Annotated in this window: 14 protein-coding genes; 7 read left to right on the plus strand and 7 right to left on the minus strand. The window is 42.2% G+C overall.

What is annotated here, in order from left to right; all coding sequences use genetic code 11:
• Positions 1-29 precede the first annotated feature (29 nt).
• Positions 30-1364 carry an argininosuccinate synthase gene (gene argG / locus MOB01S_RS03400; protein ID WP_066801657.1) on the minus strand — a complete coding sequence of 445 codons (1335 nt, stop codon included), beginning with the start codon at positions 1362-1364 and terminating at the stop codon, positions 30-32.
• 192 nt (positions 1365-1556) lie between these two features.
• On the opposite strand from argG, the gene MOB01S_RS03405 reads away from it, so the two are divergent.
• Both MOB01S_RS03405 and MOB01S_RS03410 read left to right on the plus strand, forming a co-directional pair.
• Complete coding sequence (locus MOB01S_RS03405; protein ID WP_066801659.1) at positions 1557-2048, plus strand: L,D-transpeptidase; 492 nt, start codon at positions 1557-1559, stop codon at positions 2046-2048.
• A gap of 25 nt (positions 2049-2073) precedes the next feature.
• Positions 2074-3039: a LysR family transcriptional regulator gene (locus tag MOB01S_RS03410; RefSeq protein WP_066801662.1), complete on the plus strand. Its 966-nt coding sequence runs from the start codon at positions 2074-2076 to the stop codon at positions 3037-3039.
• Between the two features lie 234 nt (positions 3040-3273).
• Here MOB01S_RS03410 and MOB01S_RS03415 read toward each other — a convergent pair whose 3' ends face one another.
• Positions 3274-3609, minus strand: a complete 336-nt coding sequence (locus MOB01S_RS03415; RefSeq protein ID WP_066801663.1) for a hypothetical protein — start codon at positions 3607-3609, stop codon at positions 3274-3276.
• Between the two features lie 268 nt (positions 3610-3877).
• On the opposite strand from MOB01S_RS03415, the gene MOB01S_RS03420 reads away from it, so the two are divergent.
• Positions 3878-4903, plus strand: a complete 1026-nt coding sequence (locus MOB01S_RS03420) for an ABC transporter substrate-binding protein (RefSeq protein ID WP_066801664.1) — start codon at positions 3878-3880, stop codon at positions 4901-4903.
• 40 nt (positions 4904-4943) lie between these two features.
• Here the strand turns inward: MOB01S_RS03420 and MOB01S_RS03425 are convergent, their stop codons facing one another.
• From MOB01S_RS03425 to glmM, 5 genes are all read right to left on the minus strand, one after another.
• Complete coding sequence (locus tag MOB01S_RS03425) at positions 4944-5729, minus strand: metallophosphoesterase (RefSeq protein ID WP_169798115.1); 786 nt, start codon at positions 5727-5729, stop codon at positions 4944-4946.
• A 56-nt stretch (positions 5730-5785) separates the two neighbouring features.
• On the minus strand, positions 5786-6433 hold the full coding sequence (gene pdxH, locus MOB01S_RS03430; protein WP_174521829.1) for a pyridoxamine 5'-phosphate oxidase: 648 nt from the start codon (positions 6431-6433) through the stop codon (positions 5786-5788).
• A gap of 81 nt (positions 6434-6514) precedes the next feature.
• Entirely contained in the window at positions 6515-6763 is a 249-nt protein-coding gene (locus MOB01S_RS03435) for a hypothetical protein (RefSeq protein ID WP_066801671.1), read from the minus strand.
• A 16-nt stretch (positions 6764-6779) separates the two neighbouring features.
• Positions 6780-7190 carry a hypothetical protein gene (locus MOB01S_RS03440; RefSeq protein ID WP_066801672.1) on the minus strand — a complete coding sequence of 137 codons (411 nt, stop codon included), beginning with the start codon at positions 7188-7190 and terminating at the stop codon, positions 6780-6782.
• Positions 7191-7263: 73 nt separating this feature from the next.
• Positions 7264-8616 carry a phosphoglucosamine mutase gene (gene glmM / locus MOB01S_RS03445; RefSeq protein WP_066801673.1) on the minus strand — a complete coding sequence of 451 codons (1353 nt, stop codon included), beginning with the start codon at positions 8614-8616 and terminating at the stop codon, positions 7264-7266.
• Positions 8617-8807: 191 nt separating this feature from the next.
• Between glmM and MOB01S_RS03450 the strand changes: the two genes are divergently transcribed.
• From MOB01S_RS03450 to MOB01S_RS03465, 4 genes are all read left to right on the plus strand, one after another.
• Positions 8808-11771 (plus strand): insulinase family protein, encoded by a 2964-nt coding sequence (locus MOB01S_RS03450; protein WP_066801674.1) that lies wholly within the window; start codon positions 8808-8810, stop codon positions 11769-11771.
• A gap of 189 nt (positions 11772-11960) precedes the next feature.
• On the plus strand, positions 11961-12938 hold the full coding sequence (locus MOB01S_RS03455; protein ID WP_066801679.1) for a putative oxygenase MesX: 978 nt from the start codon (positions 11961-11963) through the stop codon (positions 12936-12938).
• A gap of 148 nt (positions 12939-13086) precedes the next feature.
• Positions 13087-14121, plus strand: a complete 1035-nt coding sequence (locus MOB01S_RS03460) for a methionine synthase (protein ID WP_066801680.1) — start codon at positions 13087-13089, stop codon at positions 14119-14121.
• 111 nt (positions 14122-14232) lie between these two features.
• Positions 14233-14706, plus strand: coding sequence for a flavin reductase (locus MOB01S_RS03465; protein ID WP_066801681.1), 474 nt, complete (start codon positions 14233-14235; stop codon positions 14704-14706).
• Positions 14707-14866 lie beyond the last annotated feature (160 nt).

Raw genomic sequence — 14866 nt, forward strand, 5'->3', positions numbered from 1 at the left:
AGCGTGCTTGTTTTAAAATGAATTTGGTATTATTTGTTGTCAAGCTGTGGCACGGCATCAGCACCTGATAAGCCAAGCAATCCTGCATTTGCATAAATACCAAGTTTGGCACGAGTATCAGAAATATCAAGGTTTCGCATTGTTAGCTGTCCAATACGGTCAGTGGCAGTGAAGCTGGCTTCTTCTACCTTTTCCATAGACAAGCGTTCTGGTTCATAGGTTAAATTGGGCGACTTGGTATCCAAAATACTATAATCATTGCCACGGCGTAATTCTAGGCTAACCTCTCCTGTAATGGCTTTGGCAACCCAACGCTGGGCGGTTTCTCTTAACATCAAAGCTTGACTATCAAACCATCTGCCTTGATAAAGTAGGCGACCCAAACGCAACCCATTAATACGATATTGCTCAATAGTATCTTCATTGTGAATACCTGTAACAAGGCGTTCATAGCAAATATGCAAAAGTGCCATACCAGGGGCTTCATAAATCCCACGAGATTTGGCTTCAATGATACGGTTTTCAATTTGGTCGGTCATACCCAAGCCGTGCCGTCCACCGATTTCATTTGCCTTTAAAATCAAATCCACAGGGCTGTCAAATTTTTCGCCATTAATTGTTACAGGATTGCCTTCAAAAAACTCAACCCTTACCGTTTCAGGGGCGATTTGAACACTTTCGTCCCAATAACGCACCCCCATAATCGGCTCAACAATCTTGTGGCTTGCACTCAAAAACTCCAAATCTTTGGCTTCGTGCGTTGCCCCAAGCATATTAGAATCGGTGGAATAGGCTTTTTCTTTGCTCATTTTATAATCAAAGCCATTATCAATCAAAAACTGACTCATCTCAGCTCGTCCACCCAATTCATCAATAAAAGTTTCATCAAGCCACGGTTTGTAAATTTTTAGTTTTGGATTGGTCAAAAGCCCATAGCGATAAAAGCGTTCAATGTCGTTGCCCTTGTAGGTTGAACCATCGCCCCAAATATCCACGCCATCGTCCGCCATTGCCGCCACCAACATTGTGCCTGTAACCGCTCGTCCAAGTGGCGTGGTATTAAAATAAGGCATTCCACCTGTGCTAATATGAAACGCACCACATTGAATAGCAGCAATGCCCTCTAAAGCCAATTGCAAACGGCAATCCACAAGGCGTGCCTTGTTTGCACCATACGCCATCGCCTTAGCAGGAATGGCATCATAATCAGACTCATCAGGTTGCCCCAAATTGGCGGTATAAGCATAAGGCATTGCCCCTTTTTGCTTAATCCACAAAATCGCCGCCGAAGTATCCAATCCGCCAGAAAAGGCAATGCCCACCTTTTGACCGACTGGCAAGGATTGTAAAATGGTACTGCTCATAAAAAACCCTTATTTTAATCAAACAAAATCACTTGGAAAAAATTATAACATTTTTACTCATGCTTGGGGTGGAAATTTTAAAAATTCCCAAAATTTTTGTGAAAAGATGTGAAAAATGAAAAAAAATTTGTTAGAATTACCTCCTTAAATAGTCAGTATTTTTAAAATTGATGATATGGATACCACCTTATTATGATAAAACTACGTATTGATACCAATGCACAGACTTTGACTGTGCTAGATAATGATAATGTTGTTGCAACTTTTGTTGTTTCTACCGCAAAAAATGGCACAGGGCAACTTGAAGGTTCAGGTTGTACGCCACTAGGTCGTCATGTCATCGGCAACAAGATTGGTGGCGATTTTCCCAAAAATGCGGTATTTGTGGGGCGTGTGTTTACAGGCGAGATTTATGACGATGAGCTTGGGCGGATTCATCCAGAAAGAGATTGGATTTTGAGCCGAATTTTGTGGCTAAAAGGTGTGGAGCAGGGTTTTAATTTGGGTAAAACCGCCGATGGTAAAGTCTGCGATACGCACGCACGTTATATATATATTCATGGTACGCCAGACACTGAACCTATGGGCGTGCCAATGTCGCATGGTTGTGTGCGTATGCATAATGATGATGTAATTGCATTATATGAGATGGTAGAGGTAGGTACGTCTGTTATTATTGTATAATAAAACATAAAAATTAAGGTTAATCATGAATTTACAAAAAGTTGATTTGAATTTACTTGTCTATCTAGATGTTCTACTTCGTGAAAAAAACGTAACACGTGCTGCCGAACAACTTGACATCACCCAACCTGCGATGAGTAATATCTTACGCAGACTTCGCTCACTGTTTAACGACCCTCTACTGGTACGTTCAAGTGAGGGCATGACACCCACCGAGCGAGCTACCGAGCTACAACCTCGCATTCGTGAGATACTTTCAGATGTGGGCGTACTCTTGGAGCCACGTACTGAATTTCGCCCTTATAGCACCTCTCGTGTGTTTCGTATCATGACATCAGACTATGCCGAAGCCACGCTTGTGCCACGACTTGTCAAGGCGTTGCGGTCAGAAGCCCCTAACGTCATTTTGGATTTTTTAACACCCTCTGATGTATCCTATCGTGATATGGAGCAAGGACGGGTAGATTTGGCAATCAACCGCTTTAATGAAATTCCTCAAAGTTTCCATCAGGTGTTGGTATGGCGTGATACATTTAGCTGTTTGTTGTCAGCAGACAGTCCGTATTTGTACCGTTTTAATTTAAAAAGCTATCTAAAAGCTCAGCATGTTTGGGTATCTAAAACAGGCATGGGGGTAGGTTTTGGGGTCAATCCAGAAAAGTCAGGCGGTCTAGGTTCAATAGACCAAGCCTTGCAACGGTTGGGTACAAAACGCCAAATCAGCGTTTTTACTCGCCATTATCAAATGCCAGCCATGCTTATTGCCAATAAGGATTTGATTGCAACGCTACCCACTCGTGTTGCCAAACTTCAAGCCCAAAATAACCCCAAAATCGTGGTAAAAGAACCACCATTTTTTATTCCAGAGTTTGAGCTGACAATGGCGTGGTCTCCTCTATTGCAACATCACCCTGCTCATAAATGGCTACGTCAACTTATCATTCATGTGGCACGGCAGATTATGGCAGAAGAAGAGGCTAATTCTACCTAAAAAATGTATACAAGGTGTGTACACATATACCAAAAAGAATTTTACGTATAGTCAATTCTACTCAAAAACAAACAAAGGTTTTTTGTTTGTGGTAGGCTTATCAAACCATAACAGAAAACCGCTTTATCCGCAAGCAAGCTCAAGGTGAAGGTTTTTATGTGATTTGATGTGAATTAAGCATGATGTTGAACCCTAAAAAATAAGCCCCAAATTGGAGCTTATTTTCTATCAGTATTAAGTCAAAATCTCAACTGCCCCATGATCATCACAATGGTCGCCATGTTGGTAGTGTAAACGTCCGTCCACGATATAGCAAATGTGGTCGCCATGTGGCACAGCTTCGTGTCCACAGCCTTCGCCATGAATGTGGTCTTGGCAGTTAAAGGCGTGATTGCAGGTGGCGGGATTTTGCTCGCTGATTTCTAAGATATGCTCATCAACGTGGTCGCCATGCACGTGGTGCAGATGACCGTCATGCAAATAATCCACATGGTCTCCATGACGAATGGCGGTATGTCCACAGTCTTTGCCGTGAACGTGGTCGTGGTGAGCGTGAATGGTGCAAGTCATGATGAACTTTCCTTTTACAATTAAAATAAAAACTGCTTTTATTTTAACGCATTAATATAAAAAGTAAAGGTTACATCATTTCAAAATAACAAATAAAATCAGTCTTTTTTGTTATGATTAAAATTAAAATCCAAATTTTTTTGTAGGGTTTTTTAAAGCAATATTATATAATATGCTGTTTGTGATTTTACAAAAAAGAGACATTGATTTTAATTGGGTCATTGCATAAAATATGTGCGATTGATGTTTTAACTATTGAAGGAATAAAATGAAATTACATCACTTATCTGCGTTGGTACTGGCGACCGCCATTCTGTTTGGTTGTGGTGGCGATAAAGCTTCGCCTGTTGAGTCCGCCAAAGATGCCTCTACTCAAACTGACAAAGCTCCAAAAAGTGTTGCCATCAGTGCGATTGTGGAGCATCCATCGCTAGATGATATTAGAAAAGGCGTGGTGCATGGACTGGGTGAGGCAGGCTATAAAGATGGTGAAAATTTGATAATTAATTTTCAATCAGCTCAGGGTAATATGGCAACCGCAGGGCAGATTGCAAAACAGTTTGCTTCTGAAAACCATGATGCTATTGTGGCAATTACCACGCCAACCGCCCAAAACATCGTGGCAGTAACCCAAAATATTCCAGTTATCTATACTGCCGTTTCTGACCCTGTGGCCGCCAAACTCATCAATGAACAAGGTGTTGCCAATCAGCCCAACGTAACAGGGTTATCTAGTGAGTTACCACTTGAACCGCAGATTGAGTTATTTACCAAAATTAAGCCAAATGCCAAACGTATCGGCTATGTGTATAGTTCGGGTGAAGCCAATTCGGTCTCTTTAAGAGAGCGTTTGGCAGTGGAGTTGCCAAAACATGGCATGACACTGGTTGATGTGCCTGCCAACCGCTCATCAGATGTGGCAAATGCCACTCGTTCGTTGGTTGGTAAGGTGGATTTGCTGTACACGTCTATGGATAATGGTGTGGCATCGGCCATGGAGGCTATGGTGGGTGTTGCCAATGAGATTGATGTGCCGATTGTAACATCTGATGAATTTAGTGTCAGACGTGGGGCAAGTGCAGGGCTTGGGGTGAATGATTTTGATTTTGGAGTAACAACCGCCAAAATGGTTGCTCAAATCCTAGACGGTGCCAAACCTGCTGACATCAAACCGCAAGTGATGAATACATTGACGTTGTATGTCAGTCCAAAACACGCCAGCGAACAGGGCATTGCGATAAGTGATGAGCTGTTGCAAAATGCGGTCAATGTGGATAGCACACCTGCTAAGTGATTTTTTATTAGTCAAGCCACCGTCATTTTGGCGGTGGTTTTTATGATTGGGTTAATGTGATAAACACAAGCTCTGGACGGTTAAAAATTCTAGGTACTCGTGTGGATTCTCGTGCCAAACCCCGACTGACGATGAATTTACTTTTGCCACGCTCGTCATCAAACTCATAAAGCCCGCCTGCATACTTGGGCAAAAATCCTTGATTGGGAGCAAATACGCCATTAATGATAAATGGCACTCGCCATTGCCCACCGTGTGCGTGTCCTGACAGTATCACATCAAAGTCATACTCACGATAGGTGTCAATGCGTTCTGGACGGTGGCTTAATAAAATATTGATATTGTCCTTATTTAAATTGGCAGTGATGGCTGTTAAATCTTTGTCAAAATGACCGCCATCAGGGTCAGAAATTCCGTGAACAATCACATTGGTATTGGGAATGGCTATGCTTTTGCCGTGAATGACTGATACACCATGCTCGGTAATGGCTTTAATGACTTGATTGTATTGTTGTTGTGGTAGCCAATTTTCGTGGTTGCCATCGACATAGTAAGTCGGAGCAATGGCGGGCAGTTGGCTTAATAAGCTATCGGCATTATCAAAGGGTCGTTTATCATCATAAATATCCCCACCCAATAATATCACATCAGGCTGTTTTTGTTTTAAAATATCCACAAGCCATTTTTGATTGTCGCCATAATAGCAGGCGTGTAAATCGGTAATGAGGGCGATATTAAGATTTTTATTGCCTTTAAAACCCACATCATCAAATTGATAATCTACCACCTTTAATAAATGACTATAAATCAAGATCAACAGAATCACCAATAAAACCATTAGCCGTTTTATCAGTGATTTTTTGTGTTTTTTAAAAAAAGTCATTAGGGCAAAATCCGCTCTCTGACCCATTTCTCATTTTCTTTTTTATAGACAATGCGGTCATGCATACGGTTGGCTCGCCCTTGCCAAAATTCAATCTTATCAGCAATCAATAAATACCCACCCCAAAACTCTGGGCGTGGTACATGAGTGCCAAACTGGGTTTGATAGTTGACAAAATCGCCCTCCATCACCTCACGGCTATCCACCACACCACTTTGGGGGCGACTGACCCACGCTGCCAGCTGGCTGTCAATGGGGCGAGAGGCAAAATAAGTGTCCGATAACTCTTCGTCCAATTTTTGTACCGCACCACTGATACGTACTTGGCGTTCCATGTCTGCCCAAAAAAACAGACATTCGGCGTGGGGGTTTTGTGCCAAATCTTGCCCCTTATCGCTGTCATAATTGGTATAAAATACCAAAAACACCTCATCGCCACGCTCCACAACTTCACGCATGAGTACCGTGCGTACGCTTGGGCGATTGTCTGCCCCACAGGTTGCCACGCTCATGGCGTAGGGTTCTTTGACTTTTTCAGCCAAAGCGTCTTTTATCCATTGGTCAAACAAAGGATAAGGTGTGTTTGGGGTGTTTTGTTCAATCAGCTCATCTTTTTCATAAGATTGACGGCTGGCACTAAAATCAATGCCCATAGGGTTTACCTTTTATTAAAACTGTTTTAATTTATCTTGGCTGGGTAATTCAAAAAGCAGAGCTTGTTTCTACTTTCATCTTGCACCGCCTAGCCAATCCGCTAATTGTTCTACGCTATCAAAATGGGGTGCAGGGGTAGAACCGCTTTTGATGGATTTATCCAATTTCTCAATATCAAAATGATGTTGATAAAACCAATCATAATAAGCATCTTCATCTTCTTTGGCAAATGTGGATAATAAAAGCTCATCAACCGTAACACCTGCTTGTTCGGCTTTGCTGATAATCAGCTCTACGGTGGTTGGGGGTAGGTCTAATAGCATTATTTTCCCCCTTTTTTTATAGCAATTTATCGCCATTGGGATAAATCACATCGCCATCTTCGCTACTGACATCAAAAAATCCCACTTGATGTTTTATGGCAAGTTCTTTGACCTTATCATAGGCATCATCAGCATTTGACCACGAAAATGTCAAATAAATGCCATCTTTACCAGTGCTATGGCCTATGCCATAATTACCCTGCTCTTCAAATTCATCTAATTTGTCTTCATCATAAAACTCACCGTTGATTGGCGGATAAAATTGGATTAATTCCAAAAAGAAATTTTGCAATGCTTGGGTGGTGTGTTTATAATCACTATAATCCACTTCTTCTTCATATTCGGTAAATTTATCATACCACGCCAAAAACTCTGCTTTATTGGAAAATTCCTTATCTTTATTAAAGACCATTAAATCATAGCTCATATACGCTCCTTATCTGATGATTTGGCTTTTGCATTGATTACAAAAGCCAAATTCAATTCGCTTAAATAATAGCCTAACCCAAAACTGCTTTGACCTTATCCGCCAACGCCTCTGCCAAGCGTTTGGCAAGATGGCCATCTTGGGCTTCTACCATCACTCTGATGACAGGTTCGGTGCCTGATTTGCGGATGAGTAGTCGCCCTGTGTCGCCAAGCTGTTCTTTGGCTTTGGTAAATTCTTGTTGTAGCACTTCATTGTCATTGGGGTCTTTCATCTGACTTAGGCGAACATTGATGAGCGTTTGTGGATAAGGGGTATAGCCTTTGGTTAAATCCGAGAGTTTGCCCCCCTTTTTAACCAAAATCGCCAAAACTTGCAAGCCTGCCACAATGGCATCGCCCGTGCGAGACTTATCAAGGCACAAAATATGCCCAGAGGATTCACCGCCAATGACATAACCATATTTTTCAAGCTCTTGCATCACATAGCGGTCGCCGACTTTGGCACGGATAAAGTTGATGCCTTGATTTTTAAGAAAATTTTCAAGTGCCATATTACTCATCAACGTGCCAACCACGCCAGCAGGTTTTTCGTCCGCCCCATTTGTCAAGACATAAAGAATACTATCGCCATCAAGCACTTGCCCACGCTCGTCCACCATCACAATACGGTCGCCATCGCCATCTAGGGCAATGCCTAAGTCGGCTTTGTGTTCTAAGACCAGTTTTTGTAAGGTCTCTGGATGGGTTGAGCCGCAGTTATCATTGATGTTTGTGCCGTTTGGTTCATTGGCATACGCAATCACCGTTGCTCCAAGCTCACGCAAGACCCGTGGGGCAACGCTGTATCCTGCACCATTGGCACAGTCTATGACAATGGTCAAGCCAGACAAATCGTACTGATAGGGGAATGAGCCTTTGCAATATTCAATATACCGCCCCTTGGCATCATCAATGCGGTAGCTTTTGCCAAGTTCGGTGGGGTAGTCGGTGAGCCGTGAAAGACTGTCGCCGTGTATCATTTCGTCCAATTTGGCATTGATGGCGGATTGGGTATTGTCCGAGATTTTTTTGCCCTCAGATGAAAAGAATTTGACACCGTTGTCGCCATAAGGGTTGTGGCTGGCTGAAATCACCACCCCCATATCGGCGTGAAAACTTCTTGCTAAATGAGCAATGGCAGGCGTGGGCAAAGGTCCAAGCAAATGCACATCAACACCTGCACTGTTAAACCCTGCTTGTAGGGCGGATTCAATGACATAGCCTGAAATACGAGTGTCTTTGCCGATAACCACGCTTGGGCGTTTGCCTTTGTTTTGGGCAAGCAATACCTGCCCTGTGGCATAACCCAAGCGAAGTAGAAAATCAGGGGTAATAGGAAACTCTCCAAATGCCCCACGAATGCCGTCTGTACCAAAATAGCTCATGATGTTGTCCTTAATAAAAACCTAAGATGATGTTAAGTATAACGCCAAAACATGCAACAATCCAATAATTTTTGGTATGATAAAGGTTAATAGGGTAAACAATAATTTTTATCAATTTTTACAAAATCCTTGTTTAAATCACTAAACTTTGCCACAATATAGCACCCCTAACGATAAATTTTGGAAAAAATATGACTGATTTTACTTTACACCCCACCTTTACCCTAAAAGATACTCACCATATTGAGGCACTAGACATCACGGTGATTGTCAGCGAACACACCACCACAGGGGCAACTCATTATCATCTGGCGTGTGATAACAGTGAAAATGCCTTTATGATTGGTTTTGCTACCCAGCCCATGACCTCTCGTGGTGAGGCTCATATTCTAGAACATGTGGTGCTGTGTGGGTCAGAAAAATATCCTGTGCGAGATCCGTTTTTTAGCATGATTAAGCGGTCATTACAAACCTTTATGAATGCCATGACTGCAAGCGACTGGACGGTGTATCCCTTTGCCAGCCAAAACAAAAACGACTATTTTAACCTATTATCCGTCTATCTTGATGCCGTCTTTTTTCCAAACATTCACAAACTTGATTTTGCCCAAGAAGGCATACGAGTGGAGCTTGATGAAAATGGCAAACCAGAATATCATGGCATTGTCTTTAATGAAATGAAAGGGGCGATGAGTGGCGAGATTGATCAGTTGTATTATGCCCTTGTGCCACATTTGTATCCGACCACCACTTATCATTATAATTCGGGGGGCGACCCAAAAGAGATTATTAAATTAAAGCATGAGGATTTGGTTAAATTCCACAAGGCACATTACCACCCCTCTAATGCCATCATCATGAGCTTTGGTGACATCAGCGTAAGCGAAATCCAAGCCAAAATCCACGATGAGGCATTGGTTCGTTTTGATGATAAAGAAAAAGTCGCTCGTGGCAAAAAGTTTGTCTCGATGAGTGAAACTCGCCTTGAAAACCCTGTGCAGGTCTATGACACCTACACCGCCGATATTGATGGCGAGAAAATGACCCATCAGGTGCTGGCGTGGCTACTGCCTAGCATTCTTGACCCCAAAGAGCGTCTGGCACTGCGTCTGATGGAGGGGGTGCTGGTGGAGCATGCAGGCTCACCGCTTAGGGCGTATCTGGATAGTTCATCTCTTGGTACATCAGCCAGTCCGCTTTTGGGTTTAGATGACAGTCATTATGAAATGGCGTTTTATGCAGGGCTTCGTGGTTCGGAGCGTGAGCTTGCCGATGAAGTGGAGCAGGGGATTTTGGCACTATTAACATCGGTGGCAGATAACCACATTGATGATAAGGTCATTGAAACGGTGCTACACCAGATAGAGATTGACCAACGCCATATCGGTGGCGACAGCATGCCTTATGGTTTGACACTTATGTTAGAGGGGTTTAGCACAGCACTGCATGGTGGCAATCCTGTTGATGTGTGGGAAATTGATGAGCATCTAAATTGGCTAAGAGAGCAGGTCAAAGAGCCAAACTATGTACAAAACCTCATCAAAACCTATTTGATAGACAACCCTCATCGTGTGCGTCTGACCCTATCGCCTGATAAAGATAAGGCTCAAAGGCTCATTGATGAAGAACGGGCAACTTTGGTGGAGTTTGATAAGACCCTGACCGATGAGGATAGGGCGGTGATTGCCCAAGAGGCAAAGGAGCTTGCCATACGCCAAGCAACCATCGATGATGTAGATCTTTTGCCCAAAGTGGGGCTTGATGACATTCCCAGTCAGATGACATTTGCCCAAGTGCAAACTCAACCTCTTGTCATTGATGGACAGGAGCGTACTTTGTATGAATATCATGCAGGCACCAATGGCTTGTATTATTATCAGCTTGTCATTGATTTAAATGAAGATTTAGACATTTTGCATGACCCACTTTTGCCGACTTATTTGGGGCTGCTCTCTGAGCTTGGGACGGACAAATATGACGCTCGCTCGTTTCAAGAAGTGCAAGCGTCCGTCTCATCAGGTGTTACCGCTCGTATCAGCCAGCGTACCGACCGCCATGACAAGGAGAATATGAGCAGTTATCTTGTACTGGCAACTCGTGCCTTAGCTCGTAAGATGGAGGCGGTGAGTTTGGTCAGTGAGGTGCTACACGACACTATTTTTACAGAGATTGACCGCATGAGTGAACTTTTGCAACAAAGACAAGCCTCATGGCAATCTCGCCTATCAGCAAGCGGACACAGCTACGCCATACAGACCGCCTCTCGCGGCATGAGTGCTTTATCATCACTAGAATATCAGCATTCAGGTTTGCCTGCGTTGTCTGCCCTAAAAGCCTTTTTAAAAAATAGTGAAACCGACCAGACGGTTTGGCAAACCTTGTCATCTCGTCTGGCTCATCTTCACAAGCGTATCCAAAGCCTGCCCAAATCGGTGATTTTGGTGTGTGAGGCAGATAAGGCAGATGAGTTAAAAGCGGTGATTGGTGAGGTGCTAAACACATCGCATGAGGCTAATGATGCACCTGTTTTGGCAAATGACGCACTCCCATTTGATGAATCAGTTGGCACCGACAACGATAAAGACATCGCATGGCTCATCGCCACCAATGTGCATCACAACGCCATCGCCTATCCTGCCGTCACCTCAGGGCATGCCGATGCACCTGCTTTGACCATTTTAGCTCCATTTTTGCGAAATGGCTACCTGCATTCGGCAATCCGTGAAAAGGGCGGAGCGTATGGTGGTGGGGCGAGTTTTGATGCCAATTCAGCCAGTTTTCGTTTTTATAGCTACCGAGACCCACATTGTGAGGCGACTTTTTCTCACTTTACCAAGAGTATCGATTGGCTCCTAGACAATGAGCATGATAATGACAAGCTAGAAGAGGCGATTTTGGGGGTGATTGGTGGTATGGATAAGCCTGCCTCCCCAGCAGGCGAGGCGGTCAAGGATTGTTTTAGTTTGTTGCATGGTCGCACGCATGCCATGCAAGAGGAGCTTCGAGCCAAGCTACTTACTGTAACAATTGACGACCTCAAACGAGTGGCACGCACTTATCTAAAAGACAAGCCATTTGTACGAGCAAGCCTTGCTCCGCTTGAAAAAGAGGGGGAGATGACAAAGCTTGGATTTGAGTGTAAAAAGTTGGCGTGATAAACAATGGGGCGAGTGATTTGCCCCATTTTATGTGCTGTGTTGTTTGTGTTTAAAAATCTTTTAAAAACAGTCAGTTACCTATATAAATGAAAATTTTTCAACTAACTTTAAAAAAACTTCAATTTTTTTCAAGTAAAAAATGTGGTTTAATATACCCATCTTAAACAAAACAGGAGTAATGTTATCATGACCACAAATTTTGCTTGCCGAGTGCATACCCTAGACTTTAACGAAAACTACGAGCCTGCCCAAAGCACTCGTTTGACCACCAACTTTGCCAATCTAGCTCGTGGCGAGAACCGCAAACAAAATCTACAAAATGCCATTAAAATGATTGACAACCGTTTTAATGATTTGGCACGTTGGGATAATCCAAATGCTGACCGTTATTCTGTCAAATTGGAAATTGTCTCTATTGATATTGATGTGGCGGGTAAGGGTGAATATTTTTCTGGTTTAGAATGGTTAAAGACTTATGTCGTTGACCATAAAACTGGCAAAACCATTAATGGTATTATTGGCAATAGCTTTTCATCATTTGTTCGTGATTATGATTTTAGTGTTTTGCTACTAGATTATAATAAAGATAAACCAGAATTTACTGTACCAAAAGGCTATGGCGATTTGCATGGTAAACTGTATAAATACTTGCTTGATTCACCAGAATATAAAGCTAGGGGTGAAAAACCACCTGTGCTTTGCCTAAGTGTGGCGACCACTCGTACCTATCATCGCACCACAAATACTCACCCAATTTTAGGTGTAGAATATGTACAAAATGACTATTCTTTGACCGATGAATATTTTGCTAAAATGGGCTTAAAAGTGCGTTATTTTATGCCACAAGGTTCGGTCGCCCCTTATGCGTTTTATTATGATGAAACGGCGGATTTATTAAATGATTATACCGCCCTTGAATTAATCAGCACCATTGCCACGATGGAAGCATTCCAAAAAATTTATCGCCCAGAGATTTATAATGCCAATTCGGTGGCGGGTCAAACTTATAAAGGCAGTTTGACTTATGATGATTATTCACTAACTCGTGTGGATTATGACCGTGTGGAACGTACTCAATTAGCCATCAAACAAGGCAAACTTGCTGAAGAGCAATTTATTAAGCCTTACCAAGAAATTTTAACCAACTGGCTAAATGAAAAATAATTAGTTCGTCAATTAAATCAGCTGATAATAAAAAATCAGCTGATTTAAATTTAAAACAAACTGTATTTATAAAATTTTAAAATTGACATATCATTTTTTTAATTTTTTAAGTATAATATGCAACTATTTTTTTAAAAGAATATTGATTATGAGCAAAATTTTATTCCCGACTTCTACTGCTGGCAGCCTGCCCAAACCCTCTTGGCTTGCTGAACCTGAAAAATTATGGTCGCCTTGGAAATTTGAGGGTGAAGAACTTTTGCAAGCCAAGCAAGATGCCTTGTTGGTATCGCTGGCTGAACAAGTTGCCGCAGGTATTGATATTGTCAGTGATGGTGAACAAACTCGTCAGCATTTTGTCACGACATTTATTGAACATTTAAATGGTGTGGATTTTAACAAAAGAGAAACCGTTCGCATTCGTAACCGTTATGATGCTTCTGTACCCAGTGTTGTTGGTGATGTTTCTCGTCCCAAGTCTGTTTTTGTGGAAGATGCTAAATTTTTGCGTGCACATACTGATAAATTGATTAAGTGGGCATTGCCTGGTCCGATGACTATGATTGATACTTTGTATGATGGGCATTATAAAAGTCGTGAAAAACTGGCGTGGGAATTTGCTAAAATTTTGAATGAAGAAGCCAAAGAATTGGAAGCGGTAGGCGTGGATATTATCCAGTTTGATGAGCCAGCGTTTAATGTGTTTTTTGATGAGTTGAATGATTGGGGCATTGCTGCCTTAGAGCGAGCAGTAGAAGGCTTAAAATGCCAAACGGCGGTGCATATTTGCTATGGCTATGGCATTAAGGCAAATACTGATTGGAAACAAACACTTGGCTCTGAATGGAGACAATATGAAGAGAGTTTCCCATTACTGCAAAAATCTAACATTGACATTATTTCATTAGAGTCCCAAAACTCCAAAGTACCGATGGATTTAATTGAGCTACTTCGTGGCAAAAAGGTAATGCTTGGGGCGATTGATGTGGCGACCAATCAAATTGAGACACCTGATGAAGTTGCAGATACCTTGCGTAAAGCACTGCAATTTGTTGAAGTAGAGAATCTATATCCTTGCACCAACTGTGGTATGGCACCATTGTCTCGCACGGTAGCTCGTGGTAAACTAAACGCCCTAAGCCAAGGGGCTGCGATTATTCGTGGTGAGCTTGGCGGTCAATAAGAGATTTATTCCCATGATGCCAATCTATGGTGTGATGGGAATGCCGTTTGACGACTTCATAGGAAGCACAAGCGGTTTTGATATGGTTATTAAAAAGATAAGAAAATAAAAATGGTATCTGTTACAGAGTTTAAAGATGCAATGGCACAGCTTGCCACAGCCGTGCATGTCGTTACTACAGATGGTGAGAATGGGCGTTATGGCTTTACAGCCTCTGCGGTGTGTAGTGTTACTGATTCTCCGCCTACACTCCTTGTGTGCATGAATACAAACATTCGCTTTTATGATAAGTTTGTTAAAAATGGTGTGTTAATGGTGAATACCTTGACTGCCCAGCAGTCCGAACTATCTAACGCCTTTGCTTCACCACTCACCAGTGAAGAACGCTTTGCCAAAGCAGAGTGGACAACTTTGGTTACAGGTTCGCCAATGTTAAAAAACGCTTTAATCAATTTTGATTGTAAAATTAGCGAAATCAAACAAGTGGGTACACATGGCATTTTGATTTGTGAGATTGTTGGTATTCGTCAAGGCGATGATGATAAAGCACTTATTTATCATAATCGGAATTATCGTAGTGTTTGATAGTAAAATAAAACTTGGCGAAAGTCAGGTTTTATTTTTTGGGCGTCATAAATATCATCTTATTTTTAACTTAAAAGTATCAATTATTGATTGACGTTATTTATTTTTAGATATGGCGATGAATTGCAATTATCCCCTATAAAATCAAATATACTAACCG

The sequence above is a fragment of the Moraxella oblonga NBRC 102422 genome (assembly GCF_001598275.1).
Lineage (GTDB): Bacteria > Pseudomonadota > Gammaproteobacteria > Pseudomonadales > Moraxellaceae > Moraxella > Moraxella oblonga.